Origin of the sequence: Gemmata sp. (assembly GCF_051859125.1) — a bacterium.
In the GTDB taxonomy this organism is placed as follows: domain Bacteria; phylum Planctomycetota; class Planctomycetia; order Gemmatales; family Gemmataceae; genus Gemmata.
The window spans coordinates 31,822-49,300 of sequence record NZ_JBHYGG010000135.1; the positions used below are offsets into that span (position 1 = coordinate 31,822).

At 70.3% G+C, this 17,479-nt stretch carries 15 protein-coding genes; 7 read left to right on the top strand and 8 right to left on the bottom strand.

The window, feature by feature from the left end:
* Window positions 1-231 precede the first annotated feature (231 nt).
* Window positions 232-858, top strand: coding sequence for a 3-keto-disaccharide hydrolase (locus ACTIGN_RS13955; protein WP_439624783.1), 627 nt, complete (start codon window positions 232-234; stop codon window positions 856-858).
* 53 nt (window positions 859-911) lie between these two features.
* Window positions 912-1,820 (top strand): sugar phosphate isomerase/epimerase family protein, encoded by a 909-nt coding sequence (locus ACTIGN_RS13960; RefSeq protein ID WP_439624785.1) that lies wholly within the window; start codon window positions 912-914, stop codon window positions 1,818-1,820.
* A 34-nt stretch (window positions 1,821-1,854) separates the two neighbouring features.
* On the opposite strand, the gene ACTIGN_RS13965 is transcribed toward ACTIGN_RS13960, so the two are convergent.
* The 3 genes from ACTIGN_RS13965 to ACTIGN_RS13975 all read right to left on the bottom strand — a co-directional run bounded on the left by ACTIGN_RS13965 (window position 1,855) and on the right by ACTIGN_RS13975 (window position 4,963).
* Entirely contained in the window at window positions 1,855-3,285 is a 1,431-nt protein-coding gene (locus ACTIGN_RS13965) for a sulfatase (RefSeq protein WP_439624787.1), read from the bottom strand.
* A gap of 25 nt (window positions 3,286-3,310) precedes the next feature.
* Complete coding sequence (locus ACTIGN_RS13970; RefSeq protein WP_439624789.1) at window positions 3,311-3,847, bottom strand: coiled-coil domain-containing protein; 537 nt, start codon at window positions 3,845-3,847, stop codon at window positions 3,311-3,313.
* A gap of 81 nt (window positions 3,848-3,928) precedes the next feature.
* Window positions 3,929-4,963 (bottom strand): 3-keto-disaccharide hydrolase, encoded by a 1,035-nt coding sequence (locus ACTIGN_RS13975; RefSeq protein ID WP_439624791.1) that lies wholly within the window; start codon window positions 4,961-4,963, stop codon window positions 3,929-3,931.
* A 235-nt stretch (window positions 4,964-5,198) separates the two neighbouring features.
* Between ACTIGN_RS13975 and ACTIGN_RS13980 the strand changes: the two genes are divergently transcribed.
* Window positions 5,199-6,248: a DUF3500 domain-containing protein gene (locus ACTIGN_RS13980; protein ID WP_439624793.1), complete on the top strand. Its 1,050-nt coding sequence runs from the start codon at window positions 5,199-5,201 to the stop codon at window positions 6,246-6,248.
* Between the two features lie 40 nt (window positions 6,249-6,288).
* Here the strand turns inward: ACTIGN_RS13980 and ACTIGN_RS13985 are convergent, their stop codons facing one another.
* Both ACTIGN_RS13985 and ACTIGN_RS13990 read right to left on the bottom strand, forming a co-directional pair.
* Window positions 6,289-7,206, bottom strand: coding sequence for a DUF1559 family PulG-like putative transporter (locus ACTIGN_RS13985; RefSeq protein WP_439624795.1), 918 nt, complete (start codon window positions 7,204-7,206; stop codon window positions 6,289-6,291).
* 114 nt (window positions 7,207-7,320) lie between these two features.
* The gene (locus ACTIGN_RS13990) at window positions 7,321-8,034 is read right to left on the bottom strand and encodes a hypothetical protein (RefSeq protein WP_439624797.1); all 714 of its coding nucleotides are present in this window, start codon (window positions 8,032-8,034) and stop codon (window positions 7,321-7,323) included.
* Between the two features lie 161 nt (window positions 8,035-8,195).
* On the opposite strand from ACTIGN_RS13990, the gene ACTIGN_RS13995 reads away from it, so the two are divergent.
* Window positions 8,196-9,230 carry a hypothetical protein gene (locus ACTIGN_RS13995; RefSeq protein ID WP_439624799.1) on the top strand — a complete coding sequence of 345 codons (1,035 nt, stop codon included), beginning with the start codon at window positions 8,196-8,198 and terminating at the stop codon, window positions 9,228-9,230.
* Between the two features lie 74 nt (window positions 9,231-9,304).
* On the opposite strand, the gene ACTIGN_RS14000 is transcribed toward ACTIGN_RS13995, so the two are convergent.
* Entirely contained in the window at window positions 9,305-9,988 is a 684-nt protein-coding gene (locus tag ACTIGN_RS14000; protein WP_439624801.1) for a ComEA family DNA-binding protein, read from the bottom strand.
* Between the two features lie 452 nt (window positions 9,989-10,440).
* Window positions 10,441-11,895, bottom strand: coding sequence for a c-type cytochrome domain-containing protein (locus ACTIGN_RS14005; RefSeq protein WP_439624803.1), 1,455 nt, complete (start codon window positions 11,893-11,895; stop codon window positions 10,441-10,443).
* A gap of 281 nt (window positions 11,896-12,176) precedes the next feature.
* Between ACTIGN_RS14005 and ACTIGN_RS14010 the strand changes: the two genes are divergently transcribed.
* Window positions 12,177-13,574 carry a DUF4214 domain-containing protein gene (locus tag ACTIGN_RS14010; protein ID WP_439624805.1) on the top strand — a complete coding sequence of 466 codons (1,398 nt, stop codon included), beginning with the start codon at window positions 12,177-12,179 and terminating at the stop codon, window positions 13,572-13,574.
* A 107-nt stretch (window positions 13,575-13,681) separates the two neighbouring features.
* On the opposite strand, the gene ACTIGN_RS14015 is transcribed toward ACTIGN_RS14010, so the two are convergent.
* Window positions 13,682-15,100 carry an MATE family efflux transporter gene (locus tag ACTIGN_RS14015; RefSeq protein WP_439624807.1) on the bottom strand — a complete coding sequence of 473 codons (1,419 nt, stop codon included), beginning with the start codon at window positions 15,098-15,100 and terminating at the stop codon, window positions 13,682-13,684.
* Between the two features lie 280 nt (window positions 15,101-15,380).
* Between ACTIGN_RS14015 and ACTIGN_RS14020 the strand changes: the two genes are divergently transcribed.
* Window positions 15,381-16,199, top strand: a complete 819-nt coding sequence (locus ACTIGN_RS14020; protein ID WP_439624809.1) for a menaquinone biosynthetic enzyme MqnA/MqnD family protein — start codon at window positions 15,381-15,383, stop codon at window positions 16,197-16,199.
* A 134-nt stretch (window positions 16,200-16,333) separates the two neighbouring features.
* Complete coding sequence (mqnC, locus tag ACTIGN_RS14025) at window positions 16,334-17,449, top strand: cyclic dehypoxanthinyl futalosine synthase (protein WP_439624811.1); 1,116 nt, start codon at window positions 16,334-16,336, stop codon at window positions 17,447-17,449.
* Window positions 17,450-17,479: the final 30 nt, after the last annotated feature.

Genomic DNA, 17,479 nt, shown 5'->3' on the forward strand with positions numbered 1-17,479 from the left:
CACGCGGGACTGTTGCTTTCGGACAGCCCAGGCATAACGATGGTAGCGTCCCGGTCCGGGTTACCGGCCGGGGAGCCCACCCCTTACAACCGTGTTTAGTGTTTAGTGTTTAGTGTTTAGTGTTTAGCAGTGCGTCCCCGGGTGAGCCACCTGCTCACGGCAGCCGTTGAGCACGCCGCTCCGAACTGAACACCAAACACTGAACACTAAACACTCCCCCCAGGAGTCCCCATGCGTCTCTCCCGTCTGCTGTTGGCCGCCGCGCTGGTCGCGTCGCTGGGCCTGAGCGCCCGCGCCGACGACACCGAAGCCTTCCTCAACCCCGACAACTGGCAGGGCCGGGGCGAGTTGTTCAAGATCGACGCCAAGGCCAAGACCATCGTCGGCGAGACGACGGAGGACCCGAAGTACAACACGTTCTTCGCGACCAAGAAGAAGTACGGGGACTTCGAGCTGAGCTGCAAGATCCTGCTCCGCGACGGGGTCGGCAACAGCGGCATCCAGATCCGCAGCGTGCTCAAGGACGACAAGAAGTTCGTGGTCCACGGGCCGCAGGTGGACGTGGGCAAGGGGTACTTCGGGGCGCTGTACGGCGAGGGCGTCGGCGGCTACCTGCTCAAGCCCAAGAAGGACGCGGCGAAGCCGACCGAGGCCAACGAGTACAAGATCGTCGTGAAGGGGAACCACGTCACCATTACCCTCAACGGCGAGGTGACCGTGGACGAGGACTTCCCGGACAACAAGGCGAAGAACCCGGCCCCGGCCGAGGGGGTGATCGCGCTCCAGATCCACGGCGGGTACCCGAAGATGAAGGTCGAGGTGACCGACATCAAGTTCACCGACCTGAGCAAGAAGTGAGTCCATCGGGCCCGCGGGCCGCGGCCCGCGGGCTCTTGACGAGGGTTCCCCCAATGGACCGCCGCACGTTCCTGGCCGCCGGGGCCGCCCTCGCCGCCGGGGCACAGCCGAAGGCCGCGCCGCAGCCGACGAAGTTCCTCGTCGCGTGCATGACCCTGCCGTACGCGCGGTTCCCGCTCGTGCGGGCGCTCAAGGGGGTCCAGGCGGCCGGGTACAAGTACGTCGCGTGGGGCACGACGCACGCCGAGGAGGGGGGCAAGAGCACCCCGGTGCTCGCGGCCGACGCCCCGCCGGAGCGGGCGAAGGAACTCGCCGCCCGGTGCAAGGACCTGGGCCTCGAAACCGTGATGATGTTCAGCGGCATCTACCCCGAGGCGAAGGACGGCCTGGAGGTGCTCACGCACCGGGTCAAGCAGGCCGGGGCCGCCGGGGTGCCGCAGGTCCTCACGTTCGGCCACACGAAGGGCGGCGACCGCAAGGTGTGGGTCGAGCGGCTCAAGGCGCTCGGGCCGGTCGCCAAGGACCACAACGTCACGCTGGTGGTGAAGCAGCACGGCGGCGACACCGGGACCGGTGTCGCGTGCGCCGGGATCACCCGCGAGGTCGACCACCCGAACGTGAAGGTCAACTACGACGCCGGGAACGTCCTCGACTACCTGAACAAGGACCCGATCCCCGACATCAGGGCGTGCGCCGGCGAGGTCCGCAGCTTCTGCATCAAGGACCACCGGAACTGGCCGCGGGACGAGGACTGCGGGCCGGGGTTCGGCGAGATCGACCACTACAAGCTGCTGGCCCCGGTCGCGTTCACCGGCCTGACGATTCCCCTCGCGTGCGAGAACATCTCAGTCCCGCTCCTGCCCCGCCCGGACAAGCCCGAGGACGTGGACGCGAACGCGAAGCGCGCCCGCGAGTTCCTCGAACTCGTCCTCGCCGGGTTGCAGGCGGCAAAGCTCCCGTAGGGCCCGCGGCACCGGAGCCGCTCACCGCCGCGCCCTACCTCTTCGGCAGCAGCGCCTTCAGCTGCTTCACCGTGTCGGCGTGCGCGGGGTCCTCGGCGAGGTTATTCAGCTCGCCCGGGTCCTTCTCGTAGTCGAAGAGCTGCACCCCCTTCTTGCCGCCGTCCCACTCGGTGTACCGGTACCGCTCGGTGCGGACCGAGGTGCCCAGGAACCACGGGTTTTTGCCGACGACCTCGCCGGTCGTGGTCGGCGTCCCGCGGCTCACCTGCGTGACCGCGGGCCGGTCCCACTGCGCGGCCGGGTCGGCGAGCAGCGGCTTCAGGCTCACGCCGTCGGTCTTCGGGGCCTCCGCACCGGCGAGGTCCGCGAGCGTCGCGTGCAGGTCCACGAGTTCGACCGTCCGCGGGCACGCCCTGCCGTTCCCCTTCGCCCGCGGGTCGTAGACGACGAGCGGCACCCGGGCCGAGTTCTCGAACAGGCTCATCTTCTGCCACAGCCCGTGCTCGCCGAGGTGGTACCCGTGGTCGCTCATGAACACCACGATCGTCTTGTCGGCGAGCTTCTGTTGCTCCAGCGCGTCGAGCACGACGCCGACCTGGGCGTCCATGAACGTCGTCGAGGCGTGGTACGCCTGGAGCGCCTTGCGGCGCAGGTCGTCGGTGAGCTTTTCCTGCTCGGGCTTGGCGCTGCCGAACGCCGGGGCCGGGCCGGCCGCGCGGTGGCCCTCGGGCACCTCGGGGAGCTTGAATTTCTCGGGCGGGTACATCTCGAAGTACTTCTTCGGCGCGACGTACGGGGTGTGCGGGCGGAAGAACCCGCACGCGAGGAAGAACGGCTTGCCCTTGTTCGCCGCGAGTTGCTTCACCACCTCGGCGGCGATCTTCCCGTCGGTCTGCTCGGCGTCGGTGCCGTCGGCCGCGAGCCAGCTCAGCACGCCGCCGTACCGGCCCGAGCCCTTCGCGTTCGGGTTCAACGAGAAGATCAGGTCCTTCTCCTCGTCGTCCTTGTCGCGGCCCCGGGGGTTCACGGTGAACTGCCAGCTCGGCTTGTCGTCGAGCCCGTCGGTGCCGATCTGGCCCGGCACGCCGTAGTGGTACAGCTTGCCGACGCGGGTGACGGCGTACCCGGCCCTCTGGAACGTCTGGCCGAGGCTCTGCGCGTCGGGCACGGTCTGGCGGAACTGCGTGGCGTTCTCGTACACCTTGAGCGTGTCGGGCCGGAGCCCGGTGAGGAAGCTCGCCCGGCTCGGGTTGCACAGCGGGAACTGGCAGTACGCCCGGTCGAACCGCACGCCCCGGGCCGCGAGCTTGTCGATGTTGGGGGTGGTGCCGACGGGGCTCCCGTAGCAGCCCAGGGTGTTGTTGGTGAGGTCGTCGGAGACGATGAGCAGCACGTTCATCTTCTCGGCGGCGACGGCCGGCGGGGCGCACGCGAGCAGCAGTGCGGCGGCGAGGCAGCGGGTCATGCGGGGCACCGGGGGAAAGGAGAAGTCACGCGGCTCGGAAGAAGAACAATCGAATCGCGACGCTGACGAGAAGCGTGAGGATGGCACCGAGCATCCACTTCATGAGCGCCATGTCACCGGCGTGCTTGGCCTGGAACGTGTCGATCCGAGCGTTGAGCTTGAGGCTCTCGTCGGCGATCTTGTGCTCCAATCGTTCGACGGCCACGTCCAGGCGGGTGTTGGTATCGGCGATCTTGCGTTCGAGCCGCTCCGCTGCCGCCTCGAGTTCGCGGCGCATGTCCCTGGCGACCTGATCGAGGTCCGCCTTCGCGGCCTTCGCAGCGCGGTCGATCTCGGCGCGGAGTTCCTTCGCGACGCGGTCGATCTCGCTTTCGAGGTGCTTCACCGCGCGGTCGAGGCTGCTCTCGAGTCGCGCGATGTCTTCCTGCGTCGCGAGTTCCTTGAAGTTGGTCTGAACGATCTCGGCGAACGCGCGCGTCTGCGCCTCGGCCTGCTCGGGCGGGATGCCAGCGGCCTTGAGCGTGTTCGCGAACTTGAGGGTATCGAACGTGGCAACGGCCATGTCCACCTCGGGCACGGGTGCGGGGGCACCACATCATATCAGAGCGTGCCCACGGCCCGGTAGCCGTGGGCACGCTGCGGGTCACTTCACGGGCACGACCCAGACGTTCCGGTACACGACTGGGTCGCCGTGGTTCTGGAACTGGAACGGGCCGGGGGCCGGGGCCTCCTTCTGGCCGCCGGGGCACTCCTTCGGGAACTCCACGTTGTCCTGGACCACCACCCCGTTGTGGACGAGCGTCAAGCGGCCGTTCTTGGTCTTCTTGCCGTCGGCGTCGAACTGGGCCGGGGTGAAGTCGATGTCGTAGGTCTGCCACACCATCGGCGGCAGGCACATGTTCTCCCTCGGCTTGTGCTGCGTGTAGATCCCGCCGCACTCGTTGTTCTCGCCGCTCAGCCCGAAGCTGTCGAGCACCTGGCACTCGTACCGGTCCTGGAAGTACACGCCGCTGTTGCCCCGGCCCTGGCCGGAGCTGTGCGGCATCCACGGGAGGCGGAACTCGACGTGCGCCGTGAACGCCTGGAACTTCTCCTTGCTCTTCACGCCCACGCCGAGGAACGTGCCGTCCGACAGCTTCACGAGCTTGCCGCCCTCCCAGTTCTTCTCGTCCCCCTCCTTGGCGAACAGCACCACGGCCCCGTCCGGCGGCTGCTTGCCGAGGGTCGGCGACTTCCGCTCGACGCGGGCGAGCGCGCCCTCGTCGCCGCCGACGCGGATGCGGGACTTGTCGCCGGCGATGGTGCCCTCGATGTCCTTGCCGGTGATGGCGACGGTGCCGTCGTCGCCCCGCTTGGCGGCCGCCTTCATCGTGGTCTTGCGGTCCCACCCGTCGCCGGGGAGCCCGCCCTTGAGCACCTTCACCTCGAACTCGCCCTGGCCGCGGGCGATCACCTGCACGCCGTACTTGTTCTTGTCCTGGTTGTTGGCCAGTTCGGCGACGTACTCGCCCTGCACGGCGTAGTCCTTGTCCCTGGCGACCTCGGTGGGCTCGTTGAGCGCGATCCGCTCCTTCTTCTTGGGTGCGTCGGTCTTCTTCGCGTCCTGGGTGCGGGCGGGGAGCGCGGCCGCGGCGACGAGGCCGGCGGCCAGCGCGCCGCAGAGCAACGTGCGGAACATGGTGGGTCCTGGGTGGGAAAGAGGGAGGCGGGCACCGCCGGAGGCGGCACGCTTATTGTCAACGGGCGGCGGCACGGGTCAATGGGGGAACGGGCCGGGGAACGTGACAAACCCGGGCCCCGGGTCGCCCGGCCGCCCGTTCTCATTTCGTTCTCCCGTGACACACCCGCCCGGATGCGGTCTAATGGGCGCAGTCGTTCCCTCGCCCGGTCACACCCTCCCGCGGAGCCCTTCCATGACGGCTGCCAAGAACCCGTGCCCCGACTGCGCTTCGCCGCCGCAACTCGCCCGCCGCGACTTCATCCGCGTCCTGGGCGCGTCGGCGGCCGCGCTCGCCGTCGGCGGGCTGTCGCCGGTGTCCCCGCTGTCCCCGCTCCAGAAGGCCCGCGCCGCCCGTGCCGAGAAGCAGGCCCAGGCCGAGGGGCTCGTGGTCGAGCTGTTCAAGTCGATGGACCCGGACCAGAAGAAGAAGCTCGTGCTGCCCTGGGACGCGCCCGCGAAGGCCGGCGGGCTCCCGGCCCGGCTCGTGACGGTCAACGCGCCGGTCACCAAGGACTCGGTCATCGGCCTGGGGTACGACAAGAAGCAGGCCGAGCTCCTCGACCGCATCTTCCGCTCGATCTGCAACGGCGAGGAGGGGTACAAGCGGCTCAGCCGCAACGGGAAGTTCGACAACAGCGGGGCGTTCGAGAACTCCGGCGCGCTGCTGTACGGCGACCCGACCGAGGGGAAGAAGTTCTCGCTCGTGTTCGCCTCGCACCACCTCACCGTGCGGTGCGACGGGAACTCCGAGGAGGCCACCGCGTTCGGCGGCCCGCTGTACTACGGCCACAGCCCCAAGGGGTTCGCCAGCACCAACGTGTTCGCGTACCAGGCCAAGGCGGTCGGCGCGGTGTTCGAGTCGCTCACCGAGGCGCAGCGGAAGTCCACGCTGCTCGACAACCGCAAGTGGACCGACGACCACGGCAAGATGAAGCTGCCCGCTAAGGACGCGAAGCCGGCCGGCCTGGCCTACGCCGACATGACCAGGGAGCAGAAGGAACTGACCGAGAAGGCGATGAAGGAACTCGTCTCCCCGTACCGCAAGGAGGACGGCGACGAGGTGATGGAGATCGTGAAGGCCAACGGCGGGATGGAGAAGCTGTCGCTCGCGTTCTACAAGGACGAGCACACCGAGAAGGAAGGGTGGAGCTTCTGGCGGCTCGAGGGCCCGGGGTTCGTCTGGAGCTTCCGCGCCCTGGAGCACATCCACACGTTCGTGAACATCGGCTCGAAGCTGGCGTGACCAACTGGGCCCACCCGTCGCGACGGGTGGGCCTTTTCGCTCAATAGTCGTCGCTCACCACTTCGCCTCCGGCCCGGGTGCCGAGCGCCTCCCACGCCTGCGCGTTGATCGTGTTGCGGATCGGCCGCACCGACCCGTCGCAGAACACGAAGTTCACCCCCTGGATGTGGTTGCTGGTCGTGTCCTCGACGTGGCCGAGCGAGTTGTTCGGCACCCGCGGGGGATCTTCGGTCGCCTCGCCGGTGTTCGTCAGGCACAGCGTCGGCGGCCCCTCGTGGTCGTACCCCGAGACGAGCGGCGGGTTCGCCGAGCCGGTCACCGCGCCCACCCACGTCGTCTGCGGCGACTTCTTGAACGACCGCTCGCCCACCATCAGCGTGCTGCTCGTCCCGTCGGTGATGCCCCCCACCTTCATCCGGCTGTTGCGGTACAGCACCCCGTTGCCGCTGTCCGGGAACGCGGTGACCTCGAACGTCCCGCCGACGCCGACGTAGTTCGCGAACGCCACGTCGCAGATCCCCGGGCCGCCCTCGGCCGCGGCGGTGAACGTCAGCACCCCGGCCGCGTCCGACGGGCACAGGAACAGCGGGATCGACTGGGTGCGGGCCGCGGCGTTGGCCGAGTTCGCGATGTCGAGATTGAAGTTGATCTTCGCCGCGAGGTTCCCCTGTTCCAGGTCCGGCAGCAGGTGCGCCGCCCAACCCCACCCCGGCCCGGTCCCCTCGGCGTCGAGCACCGGCGCACCCGAGGTGAACCCGTCCGGGAAGTGCCCCATGCGGCCGTGGTAGTTGTGCATCGCCAGGCCGATCTGCTTCAGGTTGTTCTGGCACTTCAGGCGGGCGGCCGCCTCGCGGACCTTCTGGACCGCGGGCAGGAGCAACCCGATCAGCACCGCGATGATCGCGATGACGACCAGCAGTTCGATGAGCGTAAAGGCGCGTCGTGTGGCGACCGGCATGGTGCATCCTCCCACGGGGACATGCCCCCGTGGGAATCAGGATACACAAGGTTATACGATGTGCAACACGACTGCGGCGGTTTCTGACGAGAATGAACCTCGCGCGAACCGGGGTCACTTCGGCGGGCCGAGCAGCTCCTCGGCCCGTCGCGGGTGCTTCTGGACGTAGTTGGCGATGACCCCGAAGAAGTCGAGCAGTTGCTCGGCGGCGTCCTCGGCGATCTTCGGCGCGGTCGGGCCGATGGCGCGCAGCGCGAGGTTCGCGGCCCGGCTGTCGCTGTGCATGTACGCCTGGGCCGTCGGCGCGAACATGGCCACGCCGTCCTTCTCGACCTTGCGCGGGTGCGACACCACGATCACGCCCTGCACGGGGATCGGCGGGGCGAGCTTGCTCGCCTTCACCTTGCCGGTCGCGTACCACACCCGGCCGTCCGGGAACGTGCCGACCGTCTGCCACACGACCTCGCTGCCGAACTCGTCGCCCCAGGCGAACTTCCCGCTCCCGAGGTCGGTGATGGTGATGCTCGGCACCTTGAGCCGCTGCCACGCCAGCGCCACCCGGTCCGGGTGCTCGAACAGCCACTCGTACAGGGCGACCGTGCAGACCACGTCCTCGCCCTTCGCCTTCGTCGCGATGGTCGGGTTGCGGACGCACTTCATGACCGCGTCGCGGAACTCCGGCCGCACGACCTCTTCGAGCGCCCGGGGCGGGCCGCTCGCCGCGGCCCCGGCCGGTGCCGGGGGGGAACCCGGCGGGGCGGCCTGTGCGGTCGCGACACCAAGGGCACCGGCCAGGAACGCGCTCAACACCCGGTTCACCGGTTGCATGGGTCACCTCGCCCGGGAGAACAGGCTCCGCCATCATGGATCGAACCCCGACCGCGGCCCGCATGAGTAATTTCGCTTACCACGGCGGGTTGCCCTTGCCCGGCCTACGCGGTCCGGGTTAGCCTGCCGCGACTCGCGCAGATCGCCAGGAGGGCCGGCTCGTGACTCGGAAGCGGAAACTGGTGCTGGGGTTCGCGGCCGCAGTGGGGCTCGCCGCGGCGGGCCTGGGAACCTGGGCGGGCCTGAACGCGGCCGAGTTGAGGGCGACGTGGGCGGCCCGCCAGGTCCGCACCGCGACCAGCGAGGAGGAGCGGGCCGCCGCCGCCGACCGACTGATCGCGCAGGGCGAACCCGGCCTCAAGAAACTGGTCGAACTCGTGCGCTCGCCCGACGCGCCGGCCCGTGCGGCCGCGGTCGCCGCACTCGACCGCTACCTCGGCGGCCTGCCCGACGGCGACTCGCGGGCGGTCACCGTCGGGGGCCAGCTCCTCGACGCCTTCCCCGCTCTCGACGCCGCCGGCCAGCACGCGGTACTCGAACTCGTTCCGGTTCTGCTCAAGAAGGCCGGCGGCGCGCACGTCGCGAAGTGCCGGGCGGTCGTCGCCGCGGGGCTGGTGATGCCCGAGCCCGCGACCCGGGTGTTCACGACCCGGCTCGCGATGCACCCCGACGTGCAGATGCGGGGCGAACTGGTCCCGCTCCTGGCCGCCCCGGAGGCCGACGTGCGGCGGGCGGCCCTCTTCGCGGTCGCGGCGGCCGAGGGCGAGCCGCTGATCGGCGACGAGGAACTGTTCCACTATTTGCACGACCCGGACGACGGCGTCCGCAAGGTGTGCCGCGACGCGCTCGTCGGCCGCGACCGCACCGAGACCGAGATCGGCCTGGGCCGCCGCCTCACCGACCCGGACCCGCTCGAGCGGCTGAAGCTGCTGCTCGACCTGCGGTACGACGACGACGTGGCCGACCCGGACCCGTGGCTGGAGCGGCTGAGCCGGGACCCGGAACCGGCGGTGCGGGCCGGCGCGGCGCGGGTGGCGATCGAGGTGGCGACCGAGCGGCAGTTGCTGGTGCCCGTGTGGATCGCCCGCGTCTCGGACACCGACTCGGACGGCACCGTGCGCCGCGTGGCGAAGTTCTTCCGCAAGCAGGCCGCCGCCCGCACCGACCAGCAGATCAAGCAGGTCGGCGCGCCCTGAATCGGTCTGGTGGCAGGGGCCTCTGGCCTGTGAGGGCAACACAGGCCAGAGGCCCCTGCCACCAACACTAACGCTCACTCCACGGCGACGAACGGGCGGATCTTGTCGAGCGTCTTCGGGCCGATGCCCTTGACGCGGTCGAGGTCGGCCGCCGAGCGGAACGGCCTCTCGGCCCGCGCCGCGACGATGTTCTGGGCCGTCACCGGGCCGATGCCGGGGAGTTGCATCAACTGCTCGGCCGTCGCGGTGTTCACGTTGACCGGCGGGTCGCCCGGCTGGAGCTTCCGGCCCGCACCGGCCGCCCGCGGGTACGGGGCCGGCACTACCGGCGCCGGGCGGCGCTCCAGCACGAGCGGCTCGCCGGTCGCGGGCACCACGTCCGGCGGGAACGCGGCCGCCTCCACGCGCACGAACGCCCGCACCTTCTCCAGCGTCGCCGGGCCGACCCCCTTCACCCGCCGCAACTCCTCGACGGACCGGAACGCGCCGCGCTTCTGCCGGTCGTCGGCGATCTCGCGCGCCAGCGCCGGGCCGAGGCCGGGCACCTGCTCGAGTTCGGCGCGGTCGGCCCGGTTCAGGTCGAGGAGCGCGACCGGGGCGGGGTCCGTGGGGCGTGCGCCGAGCCACGAGCCGTAGCCGCGGAACGCGAGGAGCCCGAGCGTCACCGCCAAGAACACGCCGAGCGCGACCTGCGCCGACCGCTGTTGGCTCGCGGCGACCGGAGGCGTGGGCACAGGTGGTGGCGGTTGGGCGTCCATCGACCGTGACGGAGAAGGGGTGCGCGACACCCCGACATGATAATCTGTTCGCCGAACGCTCGCCAGAGCCTGAAGCGGGGAACTGGTGGTGCGGGTTGGGGTCGAGAGTAGCTGGGCGAACCCGGAGCGCGAGTTCTGAAGTTGCGCGATTGGTTTGTGGTTCGTAGCCGCGGACGCGGCGACCGAGGGTAGCCAGGGGTGCGGTGCCGGCTCTGCGGCACAAACCCCTGGTGCGTTGCGTGAAGCGCCTGGGTAGTGTCTGTCGCCCCGTCCAGGGCTGCATGTCACGGGACGCCTCGGACCAGGGGTTTGCTCGCTGCGCTCGCCGCACCCCTGGCTACCCTCAGTCGCCGCATCCGCGGCTGAAAACCACGAACGCTCAACTTCGATACGCGCCCGCGAGGGGGTGCGCCTCACCCCCTCGCTGGTGCTCCGGGTCGCCAGTTCCCGCGTCACTTCTTCTTCGGCTCGTCCTTCTTCGGCTCTTCTTTCGTGACGATGCCGGGGCTCGCGTTCCAGATCCGCATCGGCTTGCCGTCGGCCACGGTCCACACGCCGACCGTGCCGTCGTAGCTCCCGCCGGCGACCAGCGTGCCGTCCGGGCTGAACGCGACCGCGTACACGTAGTCCGTCAGGCCGGAGAGCGTCTTACCGGCCTTCAGGTCCGCGTCCCAGAGCCGCACGGTCTTGTCGGCGCTGCTGGTCGCGAACACCGCGTCCTTCGGCCCGGCGACGACCTTGAACACGTCGTCGTTGTGCCCGCCGGCGTTCTTCACCTGCTTGCCCTCGCCGCCCGGCTTCCAGGTGCGGAGCTGCTTGTCGGCCCCGACCGAGAACCCGGCCGAGCCGTCGGCCTTCACCGCCACACCGTACACGATGTTCTGGTGCTCGGGGAACGTGACGACCGACTCCTTGGCCTTCAGGTCCCACACCTTCGCCGTCTTGTCGCGGCCCGCGGTCACGAGGTACTTCCCGTCGGCCGAGAGCGCGCACCCGAGCACCCAGTCGGCGTGGTTCTCGACCGTCTGTTCGAGCTTCGCACCGGCGAGCCCACCCGAGAGATCGAACACCCGCACGGCCCGGTCGCACCCGCCGGCGGCGAGGGTCTTCCCGTCGGGCGTGACCGCGAGGCACAGCACCGAGTCCTCGACGTCGAACAGGTGCTTCACCAGCACGGCCTTGTCGTTGACCCCGTCGAGCACCTCGACGCCGTCCTCGGTCTTGCCCTTCGCGCCAAGGTCGTAGACCCGCACGTCGCCCTCCTGCCCGGGGCGGCCGCCGGCGACCGCGAGCTTGCCGTCCGGGAGGAACGCGAGCCCGTAGGCGCGCTCGGCCCGCGTGTACAGCCGCTTCGCGAGCTTCCCCGTCTCGACGGCCCACACCGTGACCTCGTGGTGCCCGCCGACGACCAGCGACTTGCCGTCCGGGGTGAACGCGACGGCGTTGACGATCGTCGGGAACGGGTACACCTTGGGCGGCACCGGCGGCTTCCAGCGGACGCGGAGTTCCTTCACCAGGTCGGCCTTCGGGTCGAGCCCGGCGTCGAGCTTCGCGCCCTGCTTGATCCACTCGGCGACGATCGCGGCCTTGTCCTTGGGCACGGCCTCGCCCTTGTCGCGGGGCGGCATCCGCCGCTGCTCGGCGGTGACGATCAGGTCGTGGAACTCGCTCTTGTCCGGCTTGCCGGGGGTGATCGGCTCGCCGTTCGCGCCGCCGGCCATGATCTTCTCGTAGGTCGTCATGTCGTACTTGCCGGCCTTCTTCTTGGCGTCGTGGCACGCGAGGCAGTTCTCCTTGAGGACCGGGGCCACGTCGGTGATGAAGCTGACCGGCTTGCCCTGCTGGGCCGCGGCCGGGCCGGCCGCCAGCAGGCACGAAACGAACGCAACCGGGAAGAGGCGGGTCATGGGGCAGCGCTCCGAAGTGCGGTGGGGCAGGTGACGTTAGTGTATCCGCTGTTGCGGCGGCGGGGAACCGGAAAGCCGCCGCGCGCCGGGCGGTCCGGTTCCGCGGGACCGGCCGGTTGTGCCGGTGGGGCGCACGTTGGTGTCCGAACCGGGCCGTAGAATGCATTTCCACACAATGGGCGTGCCGGGTCGCGGCCCGCGGAGCCGAAAGGTTCCCGAGCCGCCCGGAGCGCCGCACCCACCGGGCCGAGCCGCTCCCCTCGGAGGTCGCAGAGGGCAACATGAACATTATTCGCTGGCTGAACTCGTTGAACGCCCGCCGGTCCGCCGCGTCGCGGCCGTCGCCCCGCGTCCCGGGCCTCCGCGGCTGGGAGCAACTCGAGGACCGGGTCGTCCCGTCGGCCGCGAGCGACGCCTTCGTCGCCAAGCTCTACACGGACCTGTTCGACCGGGCCGCGACCGCGTCCGAGGTGGCCGCGTGGTCCCGGCTGTTCGACGCCGGCACGACCGACCAGCGGCAGACGGCCCTCGACCTCCAGGGGAGCGCCGAGTACCGCAACAACCTCGTCACCGAGATCTTCCAGACCGCCCTGGGCCGGGCGCCCGACGCCGCGAGCCTGAACTTCTACGTTGAGCAACTGCGGACCGTTTCGGCGGAGCGGGTCGAGGCCGCGGTCCTCGGCTCGGCCGAGTTCTTCCAGCGGTTCGGCGGAACGAACACGGGGTTCGTCGCGGGGCTGTACAAGGTCGCGCTGGAGCGGAACCCGGACGCGGCCGGGGTGTCGTACTTCGTCCGGGCGCTCGACTCGGGCACCAGCCGCGAGGACGTGGCGCTCCAGCTCCTCACCAGCACCGAGCACCACGTCCGGTCCGTGTACGGCGCGTACGAGCGGTTCCTGGGCCGCGGCCCCGAGGCGGCCGGGCTGCAGAACTGGGTCGAGTTCCTGGGCGACGGCGGGTCGGTGCGGGGTCTGATCGCCGGCGTCGCGGCGGCCCCCGAGTACACGGCGGCCCCGGCCCCGCCCGCACCCCCGGCGAGCGGCGTCACCGTCACCCCGCCCGCGACCCAGTCGAACCCCAACGGCGCGACCGTCTCCGGGGTCGCGGTGACCGCCACCGGGACCGGGACCGGGAGCGGCCCGATCATTTACTCCGCCGCGAACCTGCCCCCGGGGCTGACCATCAACCCGCTGACCGGCGTCATCGGCGGCACCATCGCGGCGAACGGGAGCAACAACAGCCCGTACAACGTGCGGGTCACGGCGACCCAGGGCGCACAGACCGGCACCGCGAACTTCACCTGGGTCGTGCCCACCAGCGCCACCAGTACGCTCCCGTTCTCGCTGACCGACGCCGGGTGGATCACCCTGCCGAGCGGGGTCCGGTACAAGGACGTGACCGTCGGGACCGGGGCGACAGCCGCCGTGGGCAGCAACATTACCGTCGGGTACAACGGCTACCTCACGAATGGCATGCAGTTCGATTCGGGCACCCTGACGAACCGACCTCTCGAGGATCTGATCCCGGGGTGGAATGACGCGATCCCGGGGATGAAGGTCGGCGGGGTGCGGCTGCTCGACATCCCCTCGTCCCGCGGGTACGGCACGGCCGGCTTTGGGACGTCGATCCCGGGGAACGCCGAGCTGGCGTTCCGGGTCGAGCTGAGGGGCGTGTCCTGACGCGGGGTTCCGAAAGGGCGCTTCCCCGCTGCTGCCGGTGGCCCCGGCCCCTGGTCCTCCACGGGCCGGGGTCGGGGCCACCGGAACCGGACCGCGGGGCCGTTGATTCACACCTCGATCCGCTTCCACCGGCCGCTCGCGAACCGGACCGCGAAGAAGCTGCCCCGCACCCAGATGTCGGTACACATCGCCACCCACGCGCCGTACAGGCCCAGGTCCCACCCCGGGACCGAGCCGAGCGGCCCGAGGCTCACCTCCGGCATGGTCAGCAGGTGCGCGAGCGGGAGCCGGACGCCGAGGAACCCGACCCAACTGATGAGCACCGGGACGCGGGTGTCGCCGGCGCCGCGCAGCGCCGCCGTGAAGATGATCTGGCTCGCGAGTGCCGGCATCGCCACCGCGATGAGCCGCAGCACCGGCACCCCGGCGTCGACCACCGGCTGCGACGCCTCCTCGTGGCAGAACAACCGGAACATCGGCTCGGCGAACAGGAGCCAGCTCGCCCCCATCGCGACCATCGCGGCCGCGCCCATCTGGAACGCGACCCACCCGCACCGGGCCGCCCGTGCCGGGTTCCCGGCCCCGAGGTTCTGGCCGATCAGCGCCATCGCCGCGGTGCCGAACGCGCCCCCGGCCAGGAACCCGAGCGACTCCCACAGGAGCGCGATGCCGTGCGCCGCGGTCGCCGTGTCGCCGAGCCGGTTCACGAGGCTCAGGAACCAGAGCTGGCACAGCGCCACCGACATGCTGTCCACCCCGGCCGGCACGCTCACCCACAGGAGCCGGCGGAGCAGCGCGGCGTCCGGGACGAGGTTCGCCAGCCGGAGCTTGAGCCCCGACTTCCCGCGGGCCAGGACCACGAGCAGCACGGCGCACCCGGTGACGTGGCTCAGCCCGGTGCCGAGCGAGATCCCCGCGAACCCGAGCCCGCCCCACGACCCGACGCCGAAGCACAGCCCCCACGCGAGCGGGATGTTCAGCACCGCGACCAGGCCGAGCACCTTCAGCCCGGTGCGGGTGTCGCCGGCCCCGGCCAGGCACGCGATGCACGCCGACTCGGTGATCTGGAACGCGAGCAGCACCGCGAGCGGCGTGAGGAACTCGACCGCGGCGGCCGCGGCGTTCCCGGTGAGTTGCAAGGCGCCGACGAGGTGCGGGAGCCCGAGCAGCGCCGCGATTGTGCCGACCAGCCCGAGCGCCGCTCCGAGCATGATCGCCTGACCGGTGACGCGGTGCGCCAGTGCGAAGTCGCGCGCGCCGACGAACCGCGCCACCAGCGCCGTCGCGCCGACGCTCACGACCACGGTGTAGCTCGACACGAACCAGTACAGGTAGCCGGCGGTGTTCAGGGCCGCGAGGTACGTCTTGCGGTCGGCCGGGTCGGCGACCGGGAAGTTGTCCGCGAGGTACTGGTCCGACAGCCGCACGAGGACGAGCAGGTACTGCTGCGCCATCGCCGGCAGCGCCAGGGCGAGAACGGTGCGCCAGATCGGCCGCTCGTCGCGTGCGGGGGGAGGAGCTTCCATGCGGGAATGATAAGCGCGCCGCCGGGCCGAGACAGCGGAGCACGGGACGGAGATCAACTCGGGCACGCACACGGGCACGCACGCGGACACGGATTCGGGGCGAACCCTGAGCGCCAGCGAGGGGGTAGCGCGACCCCCTCGCTGGCGCTCAGAGTTTGCCCGGTCGCAGCGTTTTCCCGCAGCCGAAGGCTGCCCGACGCTGTTGCGTTCGCCGTGCGGTTATCGGTTCTTATAACGACGGCTGCGAGGCACGCGGCCGAGCCGCACGAAGGTCCGAACGATGGCCACGAAACTCCGCGTCGGTGCGGTCAACTACCTGAACGCGAAGCCGCTCGTCGAGCGGCTCGGCGAGTTCGCGCCCGACGTCGCACTGTCCCTCGACCTGCCGAGCCGCCTCGCCGACCAGTTGGCCGCCGGCGACCTCGACGTCGGGCTCATCCCCGTGGTCGAGTTCTTCCGTGGCGACGGGTACACGTTCGTCCCGAACGTCGCCATCGCGTCCCGCGGGCCGGTGCTGAGCGTCACGCTGTTCAGCCGCGTCCCGTGGGCCGACATTCGCTCGGTCGCGCTCGACGAGGGCTCGCGAACCAGCGCCGCACTCACGAAGATCCTGCTGCGGACGAAGCACGGGCTGGACCCGCGGTTCGAGCAACTGCCGATCGACTCGCCGGCCGAGGCCGCGGGTACCGACGCGGTGCTGCTCATCGGCGACCGGGCCATGCGGGCGTGCCTCCCGGGCCACCGCTACGCCTTCGACCTCGGCGAGGAGTGGACCGCCTGGACCGGCCTGCCGATGGTGTACGCGGTGTGGGCGGTCCGCGGCGGCGTCGAACTGGGTGCGACCGAGCGGGCGTTCCACCGGGCCAAAGAGTGGGGCCTGTCGCGGGCCGGGCTGATCGCCCAGCGCGAGGCCCCGGGGCTCGGCCTCGACGCCGGGTTCTGCCGCCGCTACCTCGAGACCGTGATCCGCTACGACCTCGGCCCGGCCGAACTCGCGGGCCTGCGGAAGTACCGCGAACTCGCCGCGGACTTGGGACTGGTCCCCGAAGCGCGCCCGCCGTTCGTCGGCAGAGAAACCGAAGCGGTGGCCCGCGGGTGACGCGGATGAGCGGCAGGATCGAGGCCCGATCGGACGAGATCCGCTCTTGGAACTCCGGTCGGGTGCGACCCTCTTCATCCTGGCTTCGATCCGCGTCACCCGCGTGCCATCGCTTCTCTTGGGAGACGTCCGTCATGACCGCAACCACCGACACCATTCTCGCGAAGGCCGTTGCGGGCGAGCGCCTGACCCCCGCCGAGGGCGTCGCGCTGTTCGCGTGCCGCGACCTGCACAAGCTCGGCCGCGCCGCGCACGCCGTCACGATGCGGCTGCACCCGGAGCCGTACCGCACGTTCAACATCGACCGCAACGTGAACTACACGAACGTGTGCGCCGCGGTGTGCGACTTCTGCGCGTTCTACCGCAAGTCGGGCGACGCCGACGCCTACGTGCTGCCCCGCGAGGAGCTGTACAAGAAGATCGAGGAGACGATCGCCCTCGGCGGCGACCAGATCCTCATGCAGGGCGGGATGCACCCGTCGCTGAAGCTGGAGTGGTACGAGGAACTCCTGCGCGACCTGCGGAGCCGCTACCCGCAGGTGAACCTGCACGCCTTCAGCCCGCCGGAAATCTGGCACTTCCACAAGCTCAACAAGCTGCCGCTGCGCACCGTGCTGCAACGGCTCAAGGACGCGGGGCTCGGGAGCCTCCCGGGCGGCGGCGGCGAGATCCTCGTGGACCGCGTGCGCAAGGAACTGACCAAGAACAAGGCGCTCTCGGACGAGTGGCTCGAAGTGTCGCGGGTGTGGCACCAGCTCGGCGGCCGCTCGACCTGCACGATGATGTTCGGGCACGTCGAGACCGACGCCGACCGCGTCGAGCACCTGACCCGGCTCCGCGACCTGCAGGACGAGACCGGCGGGTTCACCGCGTTCATCTGCTGGACGATGCAGCCGGGCCACAAGATGGCCGACGCGCCCGAGAGCGGCGCGTTCGAGTACCTCCGCACGCAGGCGATCGCCCGGCTGTACCTCGACAACGTCCCGAACATCCAGTCGTCGTGGGTGACGCAGGGCGGCAAGATCGGCCAGGTCGCGCTGTTCTTCGGCGCGAACGACATGGGCTCGTTGATGATCGAGGAGAACGTCGTCGCGTCGGCCGGCACGGTCCACTACCTGACGCTCGAGGAGATCAAGCGGTCGATCCGCGAGGCCGGGTGGGAGCCGCGGCAGCGGAACGTGTTCTACCAACTCGTCGAGGAGCGCGCCCCGCGGCCGAACGCGGGGACCGCGTTGCCGGTCCTCGCCTGAGTCGGCACAATGACCGTGTACCCGAAGAGA

Coding starts and splice junctions, on each gene's coding strand:
- ACTIGN_RS13980 (WP_439624793.1), top strand. CDS start 5,199: ATGACGGCTGCCAAGAACCCGTGCCCCGACTGCGCTTCGCCGCCGCAA.
- ACTIGN_RS13955 (WP_439624783.1), top strand. CDS start 232: ATGCGTCTCTCCCGTCTGCTGTTGGCCGCCGCGCTGGTCGCGTCGCTG.
- ACTIGN_RS14005 (WP_439624803.1), bottom strand. CDS start 11,895: ATGACCCGCCTCTTCCCGGTTGCGTTCGTTTCGTGCCTGCTGGCGGCC.
- ACTIGN_RS14000 (WP_439624801.1), bottom strand. CDS start 9,988: ATGGACGCCCAACCGCCACCACCTGTGCCCACGCCTCCGGTCGCCGCG.
- ACTIGN_RS13975 (WP_439624791.1), bottom strand. CDS start 4,963: ATGTTCCGCACGTTGCTCTGCGGCGCGCTGGCCGCCGGCCTCGTCGCC.
- ACTIGN_RS13970 (WP_439624789.1), bottom strand. CDS start 3,847: ATGGCCGTTGCCACGTTCGATACCCTCAAGTTCGCGAACACGCTCAAG.
- ACTIGN_RS13960 (WP_439624785.1), top strand. CDS start 912: ATGGACCGCCGCACGTTCCTGGCCGCCGGGGCCGCCCTCGCCGCCGGG.
- mqnC (WP_439624811.1), top strand. CDS start 16,334: ATGACCGCAACCACCGACACCATTCTCGCGAAGGCCGTTGCGGGCGAG.
- ACTIGN_RS13965 (WP_439624787.1), bottom strand. CDS start 3,285: ATGACCCGCTGCCTCGCCGCCGCACTGCTGCTCGCGTGCGCCCCGCCG.
- ACTIGN_RS14015 (WP_439624807.1), bottom strand. CDS start 15,100: ATGGAAGCTCCTCCCCCCGCACGCGACGAGCGGCCGATCTGGCGCACC.
- ACTIGN_RS13990 (WP_439624797.1), bottom strand. CDS start 8,034: ATGCAACCGGTGAACCGGGTGTTGAGCGCGTTCCTGGCCGGTGCCCTT.
- ACTIGN_RS14020 (WP_439624809.1), top strand. CDS start 15,381: ATGGCCACGAAACTCCGCGTCGGTGCGGTCAACTACCTGAACGCGAAG.
- ACTIGN_RS13985 (WP_439624795.1), bottom strand. CDS start 7,206: ATGCCGGTCGCCACACGACGCGCCTTTACGCTCATCGAACTGCTGGTC.
- ACTIGN_RS14010 (WP_439624805.1), top strand. CDS start 12,177: ATGAACATTATTCGCTGGCTGAACTCGTTGAACGCCCGCCGGTCCGCC.